This window comes from Variovorax sp. VNK109, assembly GCF_049445855.1.
Classification (GTDB): domain Bacteria; phylum Pseudomonadota; class Gammaproteobacteria; order Burkholderiales; family Burkholderiaceae_C; genus JAGOCV01.
The window spans coordinates 547,776-567,936 of record NZ_JBMSDV010000001.1 but is presented as its reverse complement, the minus strand read 5'-3'; the positions used below and the strand labels follow the sequence as shown (position 1 = coordinate 567,936).

Annotated in this window: 16 protein-coding genes; 8 read left to right on the top strand and 8 right to left on the bottom strand. The window is 60.3% G+C overall.

Annotation, left to right across the window (positions count from 1 at the left end; translation table 11 throughout):
* Positions 1-104: 104 nt before the first annotated feature.
* A complete protein-coding gene (locus ACO2Q9_RS02650; protein WP_423308023.1) occupies positions 105-800 on the top strand; it encodes an ImmA/IrrE family metallo-endopeptidase in 696 nt (231 codons plus the stop codon).
* Between the two features lie 539 nt (positions 801-1,339).
* Positions 1,340-4,279: a KAP family NTPase gene (locus tag ACO2Q9_RS02645; protein WP_423308022.1), complete on the top strand. Its 2,940-nt coding sequence runs from the start codon at positions 1,340-1,342 to the stop codon at positions 4,277-4,279.
* A 90-nt stretch (positions 4,280-4,369) separates the two neighbouring features.
* Here the strand turns inward: ACO2Q9_RS02645 and ACO2Q9_RS02640 are convergent, their stop codons facing one another.
* Genes ACO2Q9_RS02640 through ACO2Q9_RS02630 form a run of 3 tightly spaced genes read right to left on the bottom strand, consistent with a single transcriptional unit; the run spans position 4,370 to position 6,089 of the window.
* The gene (locus ACO2Q9_RS02640) at positions 4,370-5,500 is read right to left on the bottom strand and encodes an AAA family ATPase (protein ID WP_423308021.1); all 1,131 of its coding nucleotides are present in this window, start codon (positions 5,498-5,500) and stop codon (positions 4,370-4,372) included.
* The gene (locus ACO2Q9_RS02635) at positions 5,500-5,853 is read right to left on the bottom strand and encodes a hypothetical protein (protein WP_423308020.1); all 354 of its coding nucleotides are present in this window, start codon (positions 5,851-5,853) and stop codon (positions 5,500-5,502) included. The genes ACO2Q9_RS02640 and ACO2Q9_RS02635 overlap by 1 nt, the downstream gene beginning before the upstream one ends.
* A complete protein-coding gene (locus tag ACO2Q9_RS02630; protein ID WP_423308019.1) occupies positions 5,853-6,089 on the bottom strand; it encodes a helix-turn-helix transcriptional regulator in 237 nt (78 codons plus the stop codon). Before ACO2Q9_RS02630 ends, ACO2Q9_RS02635 begins: the two co-directional genes overlap by 1 nt.
* A gap of 352 nt (positions 6,090-6,441) precedes the next feature.
* Here ACO2Q9_RS02630 and ACO2Q9_RS02625 point away from each other — a divergent pair, with 352 nt between their 5' ends.
* Positions 6,442-6,765 (top strand): hypothetical protein, encoded by a 324-nt coding sequence (locus ACO2Q9_RS02625; RefSeq protein WP_423308018.1) that lies wholly within the window; start codon positions 6,442-6,444, stop codon positions 6,763-6,765.
* Positions 6,766-7,029: 264 nt separating this feature from the next.
* On the opposite strand, the gene ACO2Q9_RS02620 is transcribed toward ACO2Q9_RS02625, so the two are convergent.
* A complete protein-coding gene (locus ACO2Q9_RS02620; RefSeq protein ID WP_423308016.1) occupies positions 7,030-11,181 on the bottom strand; it encodes a PIN domain-containing protein in 4,152 nt (1,383 codons plus the stop codon).
* Between the two features lie 428 nt (positions 11,182-11,609).
* Between ACO2Q9_RS02620 and ACO2Q9_RS02615 the strand changes: the two genes are divergently transcribed.
* Complete coding sequence (locus ACO2Q9_RS02615; RefSeq protein WP_423308014.1) at positions 11,610-12,629, top strand: hypothetical protein; 1,020 nt, start codon at positions 11,610-11,612, stop codon at positions 12,627-12,629.
* Positions 12,630-12,696: 67 nt separating this feature from the next.
* Here the strand turns inward: ACO2Q9_RS02615 and ACO2Q9_RS02610 are convergent, their stop codons facing one another.
* The 3 genes from ACO2Q9_RS02610 to ACO2Q9_RS02600 form a co-directional block, all read right to left on the bottom strand.
* Complete coding sequence (locus tag ACO2Q9_RS02610; RefSeq protein WP_423308012.1) at positions 12,697-13,287, bottom strand: uracil-DNA glycosylase; 591 nt, start codon at positions 13,285-13,287, stop codon at positions 12,697-12,699.
* 2 nt (positions 13,288-13,289) lie between these two features.
* The gene (locus ACO2Q9_RS02605; protein ID WP_423308010.1) at positions 13,290-14,432 is read right to left on the bottom strand and encodes a tyrosine-type recombinase/integrase; all 1,143 of its coding nucleotides are present in this window, start codon (positions 14,430-14,432) and stop codon (positions 13,290-13,292) included.
* A 654-nt stretch (positions 14,433-15,086) separates the two neighbouring features.
* Complete coding sequence (locus tag ACO2Q9_RS02600) at positions 15,087-16,109, bottom strand: LysR substrate-binding domain-containing protein (protein ID WP_423308008.1); 1,023 nt, start codon at positions 16,107-16,109, stop codon at positions 15,087-15,089.
* Positions 16,110-16,165: 56 nt separating this feature from the next.
* On the opposite strand from ACO2Q9_RS02600, the gene ACO2Q9_RS02595 reads away from it, so the two are divergent.
* The 4 genes from ACO2Q9_RS02595 (at position 16,166) to ACO2Q9_RS02580 (ending at position 19,655) form a co-directional block, all read left to right on the top strand.
* On the top strand, positions 16,166-17,143 hold the full coding sequence (locus ACO2Q9_RS02595; protein WP_423308006.1) for a Bug family tripartite tricarboxylate transporter substrate binding protein: 978 nt from the start codon (positions 16,166-16,168) through the stop codon (positions 17,141-17,143).
* 1 nt (position 17,144) lies between these two features.
* Positions 17,145-17,612 (top strand): MaoC/PaaZ C-terminal domain-containing protein, encoded by a 468-nt coding sequence (locus tag ACO2Q9_RS02590; RefSeq protein ID WP_423308004.1) that lies wholly within the window; start codon positions 17,145-17,147, stop codon positions 17,610-17,612.
* Complete coding sequence (locus tag ACO2Q9_RS02585) at positions 17,609-18,793, top strand: CaiB/BaiF CoA transferase family protein (protein ID WP_423308002.1); 1,185 nt, start codon at positions 17,609-17,611, stop codon at positions 18,791-18,793. The genes ACO2Q9_RS02590 and ACO2Q9_RS02585 overlap by 4 nt, the downstream gene beginning before the upstream one ends.
* A gap of 301 nt (positions 18,794-19,094) precedes the next feature.
* Entirely contained in the window at positions 19,095-19,655 is a 561-nt protein-coding gene (locus ACO2Q9_RS02580) for a hypothetical protein (RefSeq protein ID WP_423308000.1), read from the top strand.
* A 159-nt stretch (positions 19,656-19,814) separates the two neighbouring features.
* Here ACO2Q9_RS02580 and ACO2Q9_RS02575 read toward each other — a convergent pair whose 3' ends face one another.
* Positions 19,815-20,042: an ESPR-type extended signal peptide-containing protein gene (locus ACO2Q9_RS02575; RefSeq protein WP_423309904.1), complete on the bottom strand. Its 228-nt coding sequence runs from the start codon at positions 20,040-20,042 to the stop codon at positions 19,815-19,817.
* Between the last annotated feature and the right edge of the window lie 119 nt (positions 20,043-20,161).

Here is a 20,161-nt window from a genome sequence, read left to right as displayed (position 1 = left end):
GGGTGAGGCAAAATCTAGTCGCTCACCACTAAATATAGGGGGTGAGATGCCGATGAACCACTACCTATAGCGTAGAAGCCGGAATATCTGTATATTTCCTGCCTATGCTCGCCATCACTCCCATAAACGCCAGCGGCATCGAAGATGATGCCCGCCAGCTACAGACTGAGCTGTGGGATCAACAGTGCAAATACTGGCCTGGTCAGAATGTTTTGCATTTGGACGTTTGCGATCCGTGGATTGCGGCAGAGCATTTGGGTTTTACTGTTCAAGAAGGTTATGTGACCAGTCCCGGAACGCGCCCAGGCTTTCAGCTCGGCGGCTTTATCAATCGACCAGCTAGATTCATTGGTGTTTCAGACCAACAAATTCCTAGGACGCAGCGCTTCACACTTGCACACGAGGTCGGACACTTGCGGCTTCATCCGAATCTTCATATGCACCGGGAGTTGCCGCTTAAGGGGTTGAACGAACCAGGCGTTCGTACAGAGCGGGTCGAGATTGAGGCTAATATTTTTGCTGGCTGCTTTCTTGTTCCCCGCAAGCACCTGCGTCGAGCATTTATCGCTGCCTTTGGTGTGGAGCAATTGGCGCTTACTGACAACGTTGCATACGAACTGCTGGGTTCCAATTTCATGTCACTGATGAATTCTTCATACGACTCGCTGGCGTTCGAACGAGTTGTCGCGACAGCATTGCGATTCCGTGGGAGGCAGTTCGATTCATTGAATAACCTGTTCGACGTGTCGCCCACGACTCTTGCAATCCGGCTGCGTGAATGTGGTCTGACTTGCCGATAGCTACAAAAGATTGGGGAGTAGGCGCTCTTTTTATGTATTGATCGCGGGCTTGTTGACCACGACCATGCTAAGTGCGCAAGCCAGAGCATTTCGGTTCGGATTGACTGAGGGCAAAGGAAATGTCCGGATTCCGTTCCCGGCCGGGATCATGTACCGGCGGGCCGGGAGTGAGGGGTGCGTGGGTGCTGGTATAGGAGGGGATACCATGAGGTGGCACCAGTCTTTCTGTCATGCCCGGTTTGGCACTGGCTGAGTCTTCAGGTCAGATTGGGAAGAACGGTATGCGGCGTTGAGTTGTGTTCCCGAATCCCGGTGCACGAAACCCAATATCTGGCGCAAGACGTTCGAAGGCACTCTGACGGGCGTCTTTGCGCTGCAGGTCACGTCACCGGGTAGATCCGTGCCAGCGTCGTCCCGCAGATAATCTCCGGGCGCGCGGGACGCATGAGATATGCCAGCACGCCCCGTAGGCCGCCACATGCAATACGGCGCTCACGCTTCACACGGAGGAATGGTGAATGGAGGCTACTAAGCATACGATGAAGATGCCCGAACTCCTGGTCTTTGCCAAGATGTTCGTTGTTGGCTTGGTTGCCGCAGAGGTCTGCAGGGCAACCTACTACCTGGGAACTGCGCTTGCCCCCACGATAGCCGACTTTCCCCTTTGGGCAAGGGCTGCTCCGGTTCTTGTCGGATTAGCGGTCTGTGTGGCCTACGCCTTCAATCGTGGCGCGCATATTTCTGCCGTACAAATGGGTCGAAGCCTTCGTCTCGACCTACTCATCGCAATATGCTTGGGGGCTTGGTCAAACGAGTTGGCCGCGCCTTGGCTTTCCAAGTTCCACGGAGCATTGAAAGCGTCGAACCCGTATTGGGCGCCAGTTGCTCTTCTGCTGTTCTGCACTGTGCTTCTCTCCCCGCTCGTCCAGCGGCATTGGCCGAGGAGGCGACAGACTCCTTCGCAACTCCGTTTCCTTGGAGACGAAGAGATCGGACGCGAGAACGACGATCTGCTTTCGAATGAGACCCAAGCAAAGTCGTTCGCAGAGACAGTCCTCGCAAGCGGTGCAAACTCTGGATTGGTATTCGGTGTCGATGGCCCTTGGGGTGTGGGTAAGACCAGCTTTATCAATCTTGCCGAGCGCTACTGGGATCGAGCTGCCGACAAGGTGATCGTTTGTCGATTTGAGCCCTTGCGATATGCGTCGGAGCCGGATCTTGCCGATCGCTTGATTCGCGAGCTGTCTGCTGCGATTCAGAACAAGGTGTTTGCACCGGAGTTTCGTCCAGCGGCCTCCCGATACTCTCGACTCATCAAGGGAAGGGCAGACATTTCGTTCCTGGGCTTCAAGCTTTCACTGGAGCCGTCGCAGGAAACCGTCGATGAGCTGCTCGACGACATTGATGAGGTCCTTCGCCGCATTGGTCGACGAGTGATTGTTGTCATCGACGACTTAGATCGTTTGGACGCGAAGACCGTCAACAACGTCCTGTTCGCAACTCGACGCACATTCAAGCTGTCGCAAGCGACCTACGTCCTTTGCTATGACACTGAGGTACTGGCCGGCGGCAAGGAGGAAGGATTCAGAGCGCGTGAGTTCCTTGAGAAGTTTGTAACAGTCAAATTGAGCTTGTTCGTAGACAGCTCCAGCATCCGCAACTTCTTGCGGCGCGATTGGGAGAGCAAGGAGAGTCAGTTCGAGTCCGTGCCATCTGACACGATGGTGAAGCTCGGAGCCGTTCTGAATGAGCTTGCGGAAATTCTGCGCGGCGAGGCTGCTGCTAAGTACCTACCATTGATCGGCGATCTACGAAAGGTTAAGCGTTTCATCAATGCCATCCTTCTGATGCAGATCGAGAAGACCAATATTGGGCGGACTGATTTCAATAAGCGCGACCTCATTCACCTGATGCTTCTGCATCTGCACTATCCCGGGTTGTTCAGGCGCATATACGCCGAGGAGACGGAGGGGCGAACTGGTACTTACTCAGTTCAGCGGAATTACGACGAACCAGAATTCAAGAACACTGAGGGCTTTGCAAAAGTCAAGGAAGAGCACCACGGTTCTGCCAGGTTCTTGCTGGAACAGTTGTTTGATGTTGAAATCTTGGAGCTGGGCGATGGGCGCAACATTGAAGAGTCAATCCTTCGGTCTCGGGCGTGCTTCAACAGTGCCAACACAAGAAACTTGGAAAGCTATCTGAAGCTCATTGTGCGCTTCACGACGCCGGAGCCGCAAGAGACCTATGTTCTCTACCAAACAGCCGTTGATCGAGCGCGCAAGGGGCAATCCATCGCTTCGATACTAGTGGAAGCGGATTTTTTGTTAGAGCGAACAGAGAATGCACACGACCAGTTCTGGCGAGTGCTGGTCAATCAAGCCTACAACTTCACTAGCGCGACGGCCGGAGACGCCATTGAAACGCTCGTTGAGTGCTTGCCATGCTACTCGTCGTTTGACAACGATGATCGGGGTCTGCGGCCGAGGTCAATCTACTCGTTACTTCGGCTGCTGGATCGCGCAGGCTGGGGGCGTACGGCTGGCCGGCGACGGACAAACAGTTCGGAAAACGTCATAGAGATCGCGTGGCGCATCTTTGGCGAGCAGGCTTTCGTTGGTAAAAGCCTGCTGGAGAGGCTTGCCAGCACAGACCGCGGGGTGCTGGGCTGGAATGATCTCATGTTATTCAGGTTGCAGTGCTCGGCGGATCGCGGTGGTCAGTTGTACAACCTGCACACGGCGCTAATCGTTCACCAGGACAGGTCTGCTCAAACGTCCGGGTCGGTCAGTCAGTTGGCACTGATGGGGATGAGGAGGCTGTCGCAGCAAATTTTCGCGCACTTCAAACGCGCCTACATAGACGCTGGACGAAACTTCATCGCTGAAGCGTATGACGTGCCTGTGGATGCGATCCTGGGCCAGGCCTTTGCGCATCTTCATGAACAGGCTTCTCGTGACCCCGAATCTGAGCACGGCGATACAGCGATTGCCCGTCGAATCGCCGCTGCACGCTCTTCCGTCGCATCGTTCGTGATCTATCAGCTCAGCAATGAGCTGCCCCCGAATGGCTTAGGCGTCGGATGTGGTTGTTACGATGAAAGCGGGGCTGAGGATGACGGTGGCATCTCCAGGTCGATGAACGAATACGTCTTTGGCTTCTGCTTTAGTCCTGCGGTCAACGGCGATAACGTGCTGCTGTTCCTCGATCATTGCCTCGCCCACTTGATCAGCCCTTTTCACACGGGTCGAGATGAAGAGGGCTATGTCGCGACCAAGTCGGGGCTAGCAGGTGGGCTGAATCCGAAGTCGATGGGGAGGTATTGGTTGGAGCATCGCGATCACATTAGAGGGCTTGAACTCCACGGCAACGGGCGTTGCGTCTTTATGCCTAGCTACACGGCCTTCTATCGCGACGATCTCGATGGCGTATTTGCCGTTCTCGATGAACTGGCTGAGGAGGTGGCTTCCGGTTTGTAGTTTTTCGTCATCGCGATCTTTGTCCGGGTTTGATTCCCGCCTCCCGCTCCCGGGCTCGCTCATGTAGAAGAGCCCGGGAGGGAGTGCAGGTTAGTCGTCCATTTCTCCACTGTCCGGCAGGCCGAGCTGCCCGTTGACCTCGACGAGGTAGCCACCCTTGACCAGCCCATCGACGGCCTCCTTGGCGCGCAGCTTTCGATGCTTCGGCCCGACCGCGGTGAGGGCCTCCACGGCGGTTTCGATGGCCTGCTCGTGCGAGATCGGCTCAAGCTCGTCGCTTTCCAGCTCACAGAGTTCGGCGAGCCGCTTTTCGAGCATCTCCAGTACCAGAAGCTGGTTCTTGTGTGCCGGCCTGCGCGCGCCGGCCTCCTGCTCCGGTACTTCGGTTTCGACTACGACGATCGAATACCGCGGCCTGCCCTTGGAGTCCGGCTCCAGTTCCACGCGCTCCAGCACGAATGCGCCGGTGGCACCATCCTCCGTGTCTCGGGCCTTGACCAGCGTCCAGGTGCGGTGGTTCTCGTGGCGCTTGACCTCGATGGCCACGTCCAGCGCCGCCAGCAGGGACGAATGCCCGCGCATACCGCGCGAAGCATCCTTGCCGGTGTGATGCACGATGACCACCAGCCCCTTGATGGCCTGCTGGATCGCCTTGGTGCTGGCGATGACCTGCCCCATGTCGCGCGAGGAGTTCTCGTCCCCGCCCGGCATGGAGCAGGCCAGCGTGTCGATCACCACCACGGCGGGCCTGTCCTCGCCCATGCTGATGCGGGCGATGAACTCCTGCACGTCCTCGGGGTTGAGCAGGTTCAACGTGTCGAACACGAACCGTGCCCTCTCGGGCAGGGGCTGGTCGAACTGCTTCTCCAGCGCCTGCACCCGCTGGCGCAGGCCGGCCTGCCCCTCTGCTGCGACGTAGAGCACGCTGCGTGCCGTGACCTCCCGCCCGAACCACGGCGAGCCCGTGACCAGGGAGTGGACCATCGAGAGCGCTGCGGCGCTCTTGCCGGACTGCGGGGCGCCGAAGATCACCGCCTGTCCTTGCGTGGGCAGGAGGTTATCGATGCCGAACTCGACCTCGCCGAATTCCCCGAACTCGTCGGACGTATACGGGTAGTAGCGCGGCTTGTGAGGCGGGCGGACGGGTGCTGCGACACTGGAGTCGGAAGAGCCTTCGATGCAGGGGCTGTCGCTCGCCTTAGGAGTATTGTCGCGGTCCATCACAGGTCCCCCCTTTGCTGGATGGCCAGCAGTTCGTTGTGGATGGTCAGCAGTTCGCAGATCAACACGCCGGTGGGGTCGGCCTGCATGATCGTGCGGCTGACGGCTTTGGCGAGCCTGTGCAGCAACGACTTCTGTGACTCCGGAGGACGCATGAAAGAGACGGCGTAGTCGCCGAACTCGTCTTCCGGGTGGCGGACGAGTTGCTGGTGCACGACCAGCAAGCGGTCGTAGGAGGCTTCGGCGTACGCTGCCAAGGTGGAGCCGGGGTCGGCAAAGTAGCTCGCCGTCACGAACTCGGGCAGGAGGTGATTGAGCAGGCGCAGGGCGCAGCGGTCTTGGAGGACGTTCATTACTTGCCCTCCTTGTCGGCGATCCACTGCTCGATGGCGAGGACGCTCCAGGCGGTGATGCCTTGGCTCAGCTTGACCGGGCGCGGGAACGAGCCGTCCTTGGATTTGCGCCAAATTGTGGCGCGCGACAGCGGCACCATTTGGCGCACTTCTGGCAGGCGGATATAACGGATTGGGGTTGTGGTTGATTTCGTGTCGGATTGGGATGTTGCTTGGTTAAAATTACGCGGCTTCATGTCGTAGGCATTCCTAAGGTTGGGTGAAGGAGTGCAGGGGCGTCCAAGCAATGCGCTTTTTCGCTCCCCACATACAGAACCGCGTGGCCGGGCGTTCACACCCTTCGGATTTCTTCAATTCAAGGGAAAACACCTACAAATTCGCCGTCGTCCGTGACTTAATTCACGGCATTGGGGACGTGCATAGATGTCGAACTGATGTCTCTACCCTGTCTGGAAACTGCGTGAATGAAATAAAGCCGCCATAAGCGTGGCGGACTTCAGTAGGTAGGGGGGTACGCGGCGTCGCGTTGCGGCCGTTTGAGCGGCTCTATTTGCGAATACGATCGCCTTATGGATAGAGGAGAAGGCAGTGAACGACGATCAGGCTGAGCGGTTCCACCATGCAATGCTGGAGATTTATGACGCGGCGGCAAAGCTGAAGCCGCCTTATCGCGCCAGCCGGTTCAAGTTGATGGTGGAGGAGCGGGGAGGGAAAGCCGCTGCCGATGCGCTACTGGCCAACGGGAAGGTTTCCGATGGGTTCACCGAGTTATTCCTGCGCGGCCCGGCTAATCTCAAGCTGAGCGTGGAATATTTGGTGATGAAGCCCGAGTGGCGCGGACTGTTTACCGATGCTCAACTGGAAGTTGCCCGCAAACGGCTGATTGATGTGAGGTGCCCGCTGCCTGAATAGGCGACGGAGGGATTCCCGTTTCCCGGTCCCGGATCGGGGCATATAGTGGCAGGGCGGGAGCGGGAATCGGTGGGCTTGCTTGGGGCTTTTAGCGCGGGGGACTCAGCTAGGATGCCGGCGTCGGCCATGAGCAGCCGTCCGTAACATCTTCTTGGCTGGCCACTTCAGGCTGGATGCAGTCATTCGACTAGGTGGGCCTGAGCTGCAACTTTCGTCCCTGAAGTGACATCCAACTTTAAGCTCTCGCAGTCTCGAAGCGGACCGTCAGGCCGCTGCGCTTCGTGGAGGCTCCGGTTTAGTTGTCGCATCCTCAACGCGTTCATTCACTTCGTCGGCGAGGGGCAACATCAATGCCTGACTGCTGCCTAGCGTGGTCGTACCACCTCCGGCTTGAAGGTCTTCTCCTCGCTCCGCTTTCACGTGCTGGATAGGTGGCTCCACCGGATCCCTCGCCTCCCCATCGAACGTGAGATACGGAGGCTGCATGCACTTCAACGCACGCAGCTTGATTGCTCGTCGACGCGGCGGCGAACTGGCGAGCCGTACGGCGGCCTCAACCGCCTCCTCGAGGACCTTGGCGTAGGCACGCATGCGTGCCTGCCTGTAGCCCTCGGCACGAGAGTACGGCATGAAGGAACCGTTGCTCTTGAGTGCCATGTCGCTCGAAAAATCAAGCGCGACCTTCAAGAATTCCTCCTGATTGCAGTGCGGGTGGCGAAGGCTCGCTTCGACGATGTGACCCATGAGCTCCGCAAACGCCTTGAACTGAGTGGGGTGCCGCGCTTGCAGTTCGAGGAACTCGAACGCAACAGAAACCGCCGACACAAGCTCAGTGGAACTGGAGGCCAGGTAGTCCTTGAAACGCTGAAGCCCCTCGGTTAGCGCGTAGCCTCCTTGCAAGCACATGAACACCAAATCGTACGAGCCTAGCGAGACGAAGCTGCGATTTCGCAGAAACATCCGAACGACAGCGTAGGTGTATTGCTGGTGCGTCAGCTTCCCTCGTTCTCCGGCGTACCGGAGAACCTCCTGCGGCCATACCGACTCGAGCTTCGCCGATGCAAGGCCGAACTGGGCGAGTCGCCCGTCAACGGTGAACAGGGTCGCGTTCTTCTCCGCAGTCAGTAGCAATGCAGCGAGTTCCTCGTCTTCGAGAACGTCCTGCGCTCGCTCCAGGTCTGCTGGAAGCTCTTCCGGGCCATAAGCAGGAGCCACCACACAGTGCTGTCGGACCGCGTCAATCATGCTTTGAATGAACGCGGTCTGCCGCTCCCTGTCCTGGTTCGTGTACTCGACAAACCGCATCGTGCCGTTGTCATCAAACATCTGCCCGCCGGGGCGCTCGAGCTTCGCCTCTTCGAGTCGAGCTTCGAGAGTCTCAACGGCCTTCGTAGAGATGTAGACGCGAGGTAGCGCCGCCATGGCGGCAAGGCAGTCAAGTGACGCCAGCTCGGCAACGGTCGCAGCGTCAACAACATACTCGGCGTCATGCCGCTGGAGCAGTTCGACAGCAGCCTCCCGTTGCTCCTTGGTGCCAGCGCACACGAACAAGGGAGGTGCGTCAGACGGCCACCCAGAGACCATGTCGACCACGCTTCGCCCGAGCAGCTTGCCCAGAATTCCCAGCGTGATGGGGCTGTCCGCGTAGCCTTGAAGCGCTCGCCGTGCGTGCTCGGACTGCCGCTTCAGCATGGCGTGCACGTGGCTGAAGTCGACGCCTTTGTCTGTCTTCGGGACAGGCACGGACATCAGCGGCAGGTCCGAAGCAACCGGCGAATTGACCCGTTCCTGCGCGATACGAAGCAGCCGCCGGAAGGTACTTGTCACCCCTTCGACAACGAAGCGCTGTTCGGTTCCGAAGGGCCCGGGCAGAGAGACTTGCCGGCCCACGGCCAGGCCCAGTAGGCTGCGGGCTACGTCACCGGACGGAGCGATCATGCCTTCGCGGGCTGGGAAGTCCGGCAAACCCTCCGGGTCCAGCGAAAGTGTCACCGTCTCGCCCAATTCGTTTTTGAGCGTCACGGTTGCCCCAGGCTGAACTTCCGTCAGTTCCTCTTCCATGAACGGAAGCTCTTGAGGTCCGGCAACGATGGCGATGAAGTAGGCTGAGGCTGCCTCTCCATCGTCGAGGTTGCGACGAAACATGCCATACAGCCTCAGCATGCCGGTCTCTTTGCGGCCGAAGCGGAGTTCAAGAGACGCAACCTGAGCAAGAAGTCTTGGTGGCCCTGACAAGTCGGCCGGAACCGACTCAAGCGCATGGTGGAATCGGGCCATCTTGCGCATCTTGAGGTCGAGCGCGAGACGTAGCAGCCAGCCGCCGGCCTCCTGCGGCCGCCGCTCGCAATGCAACTCAGCAAGAGGAACCAGAAACTCCCAGTCCGATGCCTGCTGTCCTAGGTCAATCGCGAGACTCAATGCTCGCTCGTCGCTTGTCCAGGCGCCTGGAAACGACAAGACCAGTTCCTTCGCCTTGCGCAGTGCGCCCGTGCGCACATAGCAGCGAAGCAGCCGGTTGTGGAGCTCGGAGTGCTTGCCGCGTGGGGCGAGTAGCTCGTACTGACGGGCGGCAAACTCCAGCTTGTCCGTGGCGAAGAGCAGGTCCGCGAGCAAGAGTCGCTCTGCCGGAGCAGTGTCCTTTGACACCAGGGTGCAGGCCTTCTTAATCGCCGCATCGGCTGCCACTTCGTCTTTACCCGCATGCAGTATCCGGGCGCCGCCACATATGACCGCGAGGCTGTCTGAGTTAGCAACATCCGCTGCCTTGACCTCCGTCAGCGCTTGCTGCTTGCCGGTGCCCGAGCGCCAAAGAGCGACCCACCTCATGGCGCGCAGCAGGTGCGGCACCTCTGCCTGCTGGTAGCCCTTTTTCGTCACCAACGCCTGCACGGCCTCGACCAACTGAACGTCGCCCACATCAGAGGCGTACTCCGCGACCAGAATCAACGCCTCTTCCTCGAGGTCGTCCAGCCACTCCCGACCAAGTTGGACCAACTCGTCTGAGCGGTCCAGTCGACGATAGGCTTCTAGTGCGACGCGTTTCAGCCGAGGGGTCAGCACGCCGGCGTGTCGGGCCTCGTCGACAAGGGCCAGAGTCTCATCAGGCGCACTCAGCACAAGGTAGCTGTAGCCAAGGTGCACCAGCGTGTCTTCGACTGAGCCCGGCGATTGCACCGCCCAAACGCGGTCTTTTCGTGGGGTGAGCGCCTCGACCGCCTGCCTGAGCGCGGCGATTGCTGCTTCGCCCACCAAACCATGTGCGACCTTCACGGGGTCGCAGGCGGCTGCCTCGAGTGCCAGCGCCAGCGCCGTGTTCCTGACAAAGAACGCAGCGTTCGGCTTGGCCAATGCCTTGGCGCTCAGCTCGACGGCGCCAGCTAGGTCTCCGGCCTTCTTCCGCGCCCACGCAAGGAGCTGCAGCACATCGCAGTCGTCGCGCATCGCGGCCGGTGCATCAGCGAGCGCCAGGGTGTGTCCCTTGACCATCCTGGCATTGGCATGGGCAATCCAGACGTGGACTGATGCGGGATACCTTGCGAGTGCCTCATCCCCTGCGGCCAGTGCCTCGTCGACCTTGTCAGTGAAGAGTAGGCCTCTGACCTTCGCCGCTGCGATTTTCTCGTCGTCGGGATACAGCTCGGAGGCGCGAAGGAAGTCAGGAGCGGCAGCAGCGCCACTCTCTAGATGCCACGTGCAGACGCCCCGCTGCACGTACCAGCGTGCCTGCTGGTGAGCATCGAAAAGCGACATGTCGGTGCCGATACGCTGCAAGTTTTCAATGGCATCTTTGAACCTTGCGGCTCGAAGCACGTCGTTGACGGCGTCAAGTTGCGAAGTAAGGAACTTGTTGACCGAGTCGGCGCGGCCGCTGGGCAGGCCCGTCAGAACTTCCAACTTGGAGTTGATGCTGAGCAGGTTCGCCTCAATCCCTGCGTTTTGTTCATCCAAGCGGTGAAAGACGGCGCCAGGTGCGTTTGGAGCGTAGTCGTTCTGGAGCTTCGAGCTCCCGCGAATGTGCCGGCAGAGGTCCTGCCAGAACTCAATCTTGACCGGATACTGCCCCTTAGCCACCCTGGCATCGGACAGGTCCTGCACTTCCCGCAGGAGCACTGCATCACTCGCGGCAGTGGTAGAGACGATGAGGCGGACGATTGGGGTGTTCGCCTTGTCGGCTTCGGAGACCTCATGCTCTACGTGCTTGAGCTTCAGAGCACCGTCTGCGTACCTCTTGCACTGAACGCCAAGCCGGCCTTCTGGCGCGTCGATGAACACATCGATGCCGCCCTGCTTCTGACCCCGACGCCCGTTCGTCTGTGGCAATGGGTCATTGAAGACGGTCCCGTAGATTCGGGCGCACATGTCTTCGAAGGCCCCATCGTCGGTGGGTTTCGAAATCTCGAACTGCACGTTGTGCATCTTCCTCCCAACGGGTGTGAAAACGGATCCATCCAGGCCCGGTCAGCCAACGGCTAGTGGGAATCATACGTACGCAAGTCGCCCGGACCCCTTGAGTTGCTCGAGGCTGCCACCGGGGACATTCCTCGAGTGTGTGACGGTTTGGCAGACTTGCTTGTTGCGGTCTTTCGCCTGCGTCCGCTCTTGGCTGCGACCTCAACTGGTCGCTGCAACACACTGAGTCTGCAAGAGCAGTAGGGAGTGTGTCAATGGCAAGAAGATCGAGGATTCATTACACGGATGAGCAGAAGGCTGTGATGTGGGATTGGGCGACGGGCGTGACGAGAGATCGCGATTGACCGAAAGCGGTCGTCGCATAAGTTTTGCCGATGGGTCCCAGTTCGTAGGCGCTCTCATAATCTGATCCGTAAGCAAACAGAGGACCAGATATGACAACTTCTCTCGACGATCGGAAGACTTTCCTCTTGGAATCATCGCGTCTCTACGACGCCATGATTCGCATGACGACCAGCGAAGTGATCCGCAGGTATCTAGCATTCAGGATCATCGTCAACGCGATGGCCTTCGAGGACGTAGTGGGAAAGCGTTCTCACCCCCGGCTACGCCAGATTAGAAATGTCTTGCTTGCCCACAAGCAAGAAGACGATTTCTTTGAGGGGTACAAAGCTGCCGACGAAATCACCAACGCGACGATGGCCCCGTTGCTCGCCTATATGAGCGCGGAGACCCAAGGGACGGACGCAAACTATCTTGTGCCCGAACTGGCTGATCCAGCTACGCACAAGCGCTTCTCAAATTTGATGCCACGTGTGTTCAATGTGTTCCACGAGGACTTTCTTTCAGGCTTTCGGATGATCAACAATCATCTGTGTTACACCGGGGGCAGCATTCAGGAAGTGAGTGCAGGTGCTCTGCCCGGCGTTTTCTACCGGTACCACAGTTCGATGGCCCTGTTCCAGCTCGGACAGTACGTCTACAACAACACGCACACAGAAGCAGACCTACTTTGGACGGCTCGCCATGCGAAGCTTGACATGCTTCTGCACTCCCAGAATTTGGCTGATAGCGTCTTCAAAGACGGCCACAACCCTCACTCTATCGATGGCCTTCTCGAGGTGATGGCTAGCGAGGGGATCGGAGACCCATCTGCGCTGGTTACTCTGAAGTCGAATCCCAAGTTCACGACCGCGTACGCCCAGATTCGACAGATTCGGAACAAGCTAGTCGGGCATATGGACAAGAATGCGGCCCTGCCAGGGCTGCTGTCGGCCTTGGACGGGATGTCAGTCCAGACAGTACACGACCTCGTGAACTTGGTCGACAAGGCTGTTTGGGGCGCCTCCAATACACACATTGCCCTTCGGATTAGGTACGTGTCTGGAAATCAGCCCGTCACCAACCCGCAAATCGTTGATATTTCCGGCCTGAAGCCTTCCCCGTATTTTTAGCGCCTCGCTATCGAACGGCTGATGTCGCTGCGGACCTTGTCTCAACGGACCGTTTTAAGTTAGGGTTTTAGGACGCCCTCCCGTGTAGGCGCGCCGATGACAGACGCGGACCACCAAGGGTGCGCGATGCACTCACGCCTATGAGCATCGCTGCGCACAGGTCCTCCCAAGCTTTGGCCTTGTTTTGCGGGTTTCGGATCAGATGCTGCGGCGGATACGACGCCACAACAGGTATGCCCTCGAACTCATGCTGCCGCCCGCGCAACACGCCGAGCGGCTCCGCCGTCCCCAGCAACGCCGCCACGGCATGGCGCCCGAGCGCCAGGATAACCTTGGGCCGGGCTTGCCACACTTCCTCCCGCAGACTCTCGCCGCCGTCCCCGCTGACCGCATAGGCAAGCCGCGCGCCCTCGTCACCGGCCCCGGTGCGGCTGCGCCCCACGGCCAGCAGCATGCGATCCAGCAGGACGCCCGCGTCCCCGTCGAACGCCCCCGGCGCATCCCCGACCACCAGCCAGGTTGCAGACCGCTCGTCGATGACCGACACGACAGGTGGCAACTCGGCAGGCACCACCGCCGTCCTCGCCGGTGCCTGCCACACCCGAATCCCCATCTCCTGCAGCATGGCGAGACGGCGCGCATCGAGGTCGAGCGGCATGCCTATTCCTTCGCCTGCGGGCAGACATAGTCGGCCCAGGCCTGCATCAGCTGCCGGCGCCGGTCGAACAGGTCGGTGCGCAGGTACGCCCGCTCCACGGCCGTGCCCACCGTGTGCGCCAGCGCCATCTCGGCGACCTCCCGCGGAAACTCTGTCTGCTCGGCTGCCCAATCCCGGAACGTGCTGCGGAACCCGTGCGGCACCGCGTCCAGCCCCATGCGGCGCAGCGCCGCCGAGATGGTCATGTCGCTGATCATCTCCTTGCGCGAGCCCGGGAAGACGTACGCCGTCATGCGGACTTCTTCCATCCGGCGCAGCAGGGCTACCGCCTGCGCTGACAGTGGCACCCGGTGCTCGCGTTTGGCCTTCATCCGTTCGGCCGGCACGACCCAGACTGCCTGATCCAGGTCGAACTCGTTCCAGGTCGCGCCCCGCACCTCGCCGGAGCGTGCGGCCGTCAGCACCACCAGCTCCAGCGCCCGCGCACCCATGCCTTCCTGAACGCGCAGCCGGTCCATGAAGGCCTGCGCCTCGGCGTAGGGCAGGGAGCGATGGTGATCGACCTTCTTGAGCTTGCCGGGGGCCGGCAGGAGCTTGTCCAGGTGACCTTTCCAGCGCGCCGGGTTTGGCCCCGCCCGGAAGCCCCGCACCGTCGCCCAGTCGAGCACGGACTCGATGCGCCCGCGCAGCCGCGAGGCTGTCTCGGTGCGCACGGCCCAGATCGGCTCAAGCGCCGCCATGACGTGGCCAACCTCGATGTCCCGCACGAGCATGCCGCCGATGTGCGGTCCGGCGTAGGTAGTCAGTGTGTTCGCCCACTGCTGGCGGTGCTTGGGGTTGCGCCAGGTGGCCTCCTGCGCCTCGATGTAGAGGCCCGCGGCCCGGGAGAACGTGACGGCGGTCGCCCGCGCTGCAATCAGCGCGCTGCGTGCGGAGCGTCGCTCCTCGATCGGATCGATGCCGATGCGCAGCTTGGCGCGGGCGTCGCGTGCCATCTCTCGCGCCTGCGCCAGCGTCACGTCGGGAAATCCGCCGAGCCCCATGTCGCGGCGCTTGCCGGCCACGCGTGCCCGGAAAATCCAACTGCGAGAACCGCAGCCACTCACGTACAGGCCCAAGCCCGATACGCCGCCGACGAAATTCATGCCACGGCGCGAGATTCTGGAGACTTCCAGCGCGCCCAACTCCTTTGCCTTACCCATCGAATTACCCATCCATAGTGAAATCAAAATTTGATCCACCCGTGTGCACGAGGTTTCCAGCCCGCAGTTGGCCCTCACTTGAAGAGCAGTCACGCAGGTGACTTGGCAGGGCGGCAGCAGATGCACAGCGCATTGCCGGGATGAGGTCGGCGCTGCAAGAATTGGTGAGTTGATTTCAGCGGGAAATTAAATCAGATTTGGCGGAATTGCAGAAATTGGAAATCCTACGAATTCCGTCTGTAGGCTTGTGGTCGTGCACCCCATCCCTTGCCCCATCGTCTGTGATGTGATCGGGCGAGGCATGGCGAGATTCGATGAATTGGTGACGTGGTGCCAACCATGTCGCCCGCGGCGACAGGTGATGCATGGCGAGATTGCGAGAGTCTCATCCACAGCATCCGTCCACTCCGCCAGATCGCTAAGAACGACAAGGGCCTTCGGGCCCTTGTCCATTTCTCCCCATCCCTTGCCCCATCATCCGGGCGTGCGACTGCGCTTCCCACTCCGGCTTGTAGCTTCCTTACTGAAGGGGCTTTAGCCTTGGGATGGCGCGAGCGAAGACGCTTGCACCGTTTGTTCGCGCTCCCGATGCCGTACTCAACGTGAGCGGCGGGCAGAAAGTGAATTGGATGCAGCGGGCGCCCCTTCTGTCGAAATACCCGGTTGCAGCGCCCGCGCGACGCGTGCACTGACCAACTGGGCGAACTGCAGCGCTGCGGGCGAAGGCTGGCGATCACTGCGGCGGCAGATGCCGATCTGCCGCAGTGCGGTGGGTTGCACGAGCCGGCAACTCGCTAAGCCAGCAAAGTTGGTTTCCAGCACGGCGGTGAGCGGCATTACCGTCAGGCCGAGGCCCGCACGGACCATGCTGAGCGCGGTGAACAGGCTGGCAACTTCATAGGTGGGCTCGTCGTCCATGCCGTTGGCGCGTAGAGCCCTCTCGATCTGTTCACGCGTGCTGGAGTTGTGCGTCATGAGAATAAGCGGCGTTCCGGCCAATGACTTCCACCGCTGCCGGCTCTTGCCGGCAAGCCGGTGGGTGTCGAGTACGACGGCGACCAGTTCTTCGGCAAACACGTTCTCGAAGGTGAGCCCTTGAGGCACGTGTACCCGCGCGCATACAGCGAATTCGACCTGGGACTGCGCCACCATCGCCAGAAGCTCGGGGTTTTGCGCCTCATGCAGGCTCACCGTGACGCCTGGATACAGGCGCCGAAGATCACCCAATGCCTGTGCCACGCAGCCCACTGCGAGCGAAGGCAGCGTCGCCACCGACAGATGGCCGCGCTCAAGGCGGCTGATCGCCTGGGCATCTTCGCAGGCTTCCTCGATCGCACGCAGGCCCTCGCGCATCTTGTGCACGAGCGTAGCGCCCGACTCGGTGAGTGTCACGCGGCGGGTGGTGCGGTCGAACAGCCGCAGATCCAGCGCCTGTTCGACTTCGCGGATCAGTTGCGAGAACGCTGACTGGGTCAGGTGCATGCGCTGTGCGGCACGCGAAAACGACAACGTGTCCGCTGCGGCAAGAAATCCTTCAATTTGTCTCAGGGTGATTTTGATAGCCGGCCTCCGCGCATTTAATTGTGAAGTCCAGTAGCTTAATTCATCTGAAGAATTCAATTGAACCGATAAGTAGATCGGTCAATACTGCGCCTCACAACTATTGGAGACAAGACATGAAACTCACCATCACGCGCGGTGGACTGGCTGCGCTGGCCGCGTTCGCCTTCGTGCTGCCGCTTCACGCGCAACAGGCCTGGAAGCCCGAGCGCCCGATCCGCCTGATCGTGCCTTTCGCACCGGGCGCGGCCACGGACATCAGCGCGCGCGCAATTTCCGACCGCGTGGCGGCCGCGCTGGGCCAGCCGATCGTCATCGAAAACCAAGGGGCGGCCAGCGGGACCGTCGGAACGGAGCAGGGCGCGCGCGCCGCGCCTGACGGTTACACATGGACTCTCGCGCACGACCCACCATTCACGATCCTGCCTCACGTGCGCAAGCTCGGCTACGACCCGCTCAAGGACTTCGAGCCAGTGTCCATCATCGCAACGATTCCGATGGTTCTGGTGGTGCGTCCGGATTTGCCCGTCAATAACATCAAGGAGCTGATCGCGCTGGCACGTGCTCAGCCAGGCAAGCTGACGATCGCTTCCTCAGGCGCGGGCGCCACCTCGCATCTTGCCGCTGAGCTTTTCAAGTACGAGACCAAGACAGACATCCTGCACGTGCCTTATAGAGGCCAGGCGCAAGGCGTAACCGATGTGCTGGGTGGCCAGGTCGACATGATCTTCAGTTCGTTCGGGCCGGTGATGCAGCACATCAAGTCCGGCAGGCTCAAGGCACTTGGCGTTTCGGTGCCACGCCGCTACCCCAGCCTGCCCGAGGTGCCGACCATCGCCGAGTCCGGCGTGCCGGGCTTCGACTTCAGCGTGTGGACAGGCATCGCCGTGCCCGCCCACACGCCCAAGGAGGTGCGCGAACAGATCAATGCCGCGGTGACCAAGGCGCTCGATGCACCCGAGGTCCGAACCCGCTTCGAGACTCTGGGCTTCGTGCCGGGAGACGGTAACCCGGAGACGCTGAGGAAGAAGATCGCCAGCGACTCCACCAAGTGGCGCCAAGTGATAACCGCCGCACGGCTACAACTGGAATGAAATGATCAGCATGAAGCACAGGACATTTGCACAGATTGAACTAGGCGAGAGCTTCGAGAGTTATGGCCGCACAGTAACCGAGTCGGACATCGTCAACTTCACTTGCCTGGCAGGGCTGAAGCTGCCCATCTTCATCGACGCAGAATTCTGCAAGACGCAGACGCCATTCGGCCAGCGCATCGTGCCAGGCCTGTTGATACAAGCCCTGGCTGCCGGCATGATGGAGGAGTTGATCGGGCCCCACACGATAGCCGCGCTGGGCTTCGGGGAGTCGCGCTTCGTGAGGCCGGCCTTCATCGGCGACACGCTGCGCACGCTGTCCAGAGTTTCCTCCAAGCGCTTGACTACCTCGGACCCGAATCGCGGCCTCATTAATATTGACGTGGACGTTGTGAACCAACGCCGGGAGAGCCTGGTGTTGTGCTCCTACCATTTGCTGATGAGGGCCGGCGACGGAGTCGTTGCATGACGGCCTCCACATTGGCGGCTGCTGGGCCGCTGCCTCTGGCGGGTCTTCGGCTGCTGGACTTCAGCCAAGGCGTGGCGGGTCCCTACGCCGCCATGTTGCTGACAGACCTCGGCGCTGATGCAATCAAGGTAGAGCCACCTGAAGGCGACTGGAGCCGTGCCGTGGGTAGCCTGCTGCAGCCACACGAGAGCAGCACCCACATGAGCCTGAACCGTGGCAAGCGCAGCGTCTGTCTGGACCTCAAGCTAGAAGAGGGGCGTCGTATCGCCGTCCAACTGGCGGCGCGCAGTGACATCTTGGTGCAGAACTTCCGCCCTGGTGTCATGCAGCGCTTTGGTCTGGACTATGACACGCTGGCAACGGCCAACCCGCGCATCGTGTATGGATCGATTTCTGGCTTCGGCAAAAAAGGCCCCATGGCCGATGCACCCGCCACCGACTCGGTAATGCAGGCTTTTGGGGGCCTGATGAGCATCAACGGGGAGGACGGGGGTCCGCCGCTGCGGATGGGCAATATGGTGTCGGACATGCTCGCGGGCTCATATCTCAGCCAGGGCATACTGGCCGCACTGCTGGCGCTGAATCGTAATGGCCGCGGTCAGCACGTGAGCGTGAGCTTGCTGGACTCGCTTGTGGCTTTCCAGTCTGCACCGGTGGCCGAATATATGCTGACCGGCCTGATGCCGCGGAGGAGCGGCCGAGACCACCCGTTGATTGCACCTGCCGGGGCCTATGCCGTGAAGGATGGCTTCGTTACGCTGGTCGCAACGCAGCCGCTATGGCCAAAATTCTGCTTCGCCCTTGGAATACCGGAGCTCGCTCGAGACCCGCGTTTTGCAAGCAACGAAGCACGTCTCGCCCACCGTGAAATGCTACAAGCCATCATCGCTCCCATCATTGCGGGCAAGACGCGCGCGGAAATGACCGAGCTCGCAGGTCGGCACGACTTGGCCTGTGCGCCGATCAACGACTACGACATGTTGCTGAAGGACGGGCAGGTCGCGGCCAATGAACTTATACGGCGCTGGACCCACCCGACACTTGGCGAGCAGCGGGCCGTTCGCAATCCGGTTTGCTATTCCTCCATGGAGCCGGCGTGGAACCCGCCACCTACGCGCGGTCAGCACACGCAGGAAGTACTCGCGGAATTGGGGCAAGTGTCTCGCATGGGCAGGCCGTAGAGCCGCCACCGTAAACAAAGGATGCTCGCTATCGAAGGGCGAGCGGTCGAGCGGTGGCTCTGCCTATGAGATCCCTCTCGTAGATTGCACCGGGCGTACCGACGGAGTCCATCTTCGCCACAGCTTCAAGCACGACAAGGGCCTTCGGGCGTTGTCCGCTTCTCCCCGTCCCAGTCCCCATCATCCGGGCGTGCGGCTGGGCGAGCCTGTGAGAGACAGCGTCTTGGCGCTCCGCATTTAGGCGCGCGGCGTCTCTTTCAAGTGGGGCCACTGTACGATCCGCTGATTTTAGGGAGGACGTATGGAGATTTTCCTAGCCCTAGCGGGTCCTGCAGTCGCGGCCGCTGCCGCCTACATCGCCTTCGCCCAATTCGTCACGGCGCGCACCAAGACAAAAGTAGACTTGTTCGACAGGCGTTTCGCACTGTTCAACATGCTTTGGGGCTATCTATCGGCCCAAGTCTTGGACCCGGATCGCCTGCCAGAACTTGAAGCCGAACTTAACCACAACCAGCACAAATTCCTCTTCCTCTTTGATCAGGCGGTTGCCGACTACGTCGAGAAGGTTCGCTCTCGGGGCGTGAAAACCATGATCAACCGACGGATCGCGGCCAACCCGTCGACCCTGCCTGACCGCATGCAAGCGGTTCAACAGGAACTCTCTGTCGATATAGTCTGGTACTCTGACCAGGTTCCGGGCCTTGCGGGCCGCTTTGGCCGCTTCCTGCTGATAGAAGAATGGGACGGCGTGCCAGAGTCGGTGCGACACCGATTGAAGCGCACCGAAGCGCTGTTGCTGCCCAAGCTCAATGGGGATCCCGCACCAGCAACTCTTCCGCAGCCTGCTTCTTCCTCACACTAGTTGAGTACGCATTCTTTGGCTTACACTGCGGCTGCCCGTTTTGACCGGGTGTTTCGGGTTGGCGCCTGCATGAGGAATCGGGTGAGATCCCCGATTAGGTGAGCACCGGAGGAAGCGTGCCAACCCGCTTTTCACACTCAGGATTGCGAAGGTTGCGATTTACTCGCAGTGACTTGCGTGAGCCGAACTTAAAGGCGCGTCGGCTACAGGCTGTCGAGCACTTCGCAAGCCGAGACGCCGAGAGCGCGGCATCGACGCCAGCATGAAAAGACTCGCCGCAACACGGGTGCGCCGGGCGGCGGCGCTTGCCTTTCCCGCACACCGCGCCGTCTCGCCGACGGCTTGCCACGTACCGGACGCGCGGTTGAAGACACCTGTAAATGCGATTCATCACTTCCTCCAGACTGGATGCAGATCCGCCTGCCCAACTTGGGGGAATTCTGTCGGTGAAGACTACGCCTGTCTGTCGCTACAACTAATTACGTCGACACTTTCGCGGCGCACCG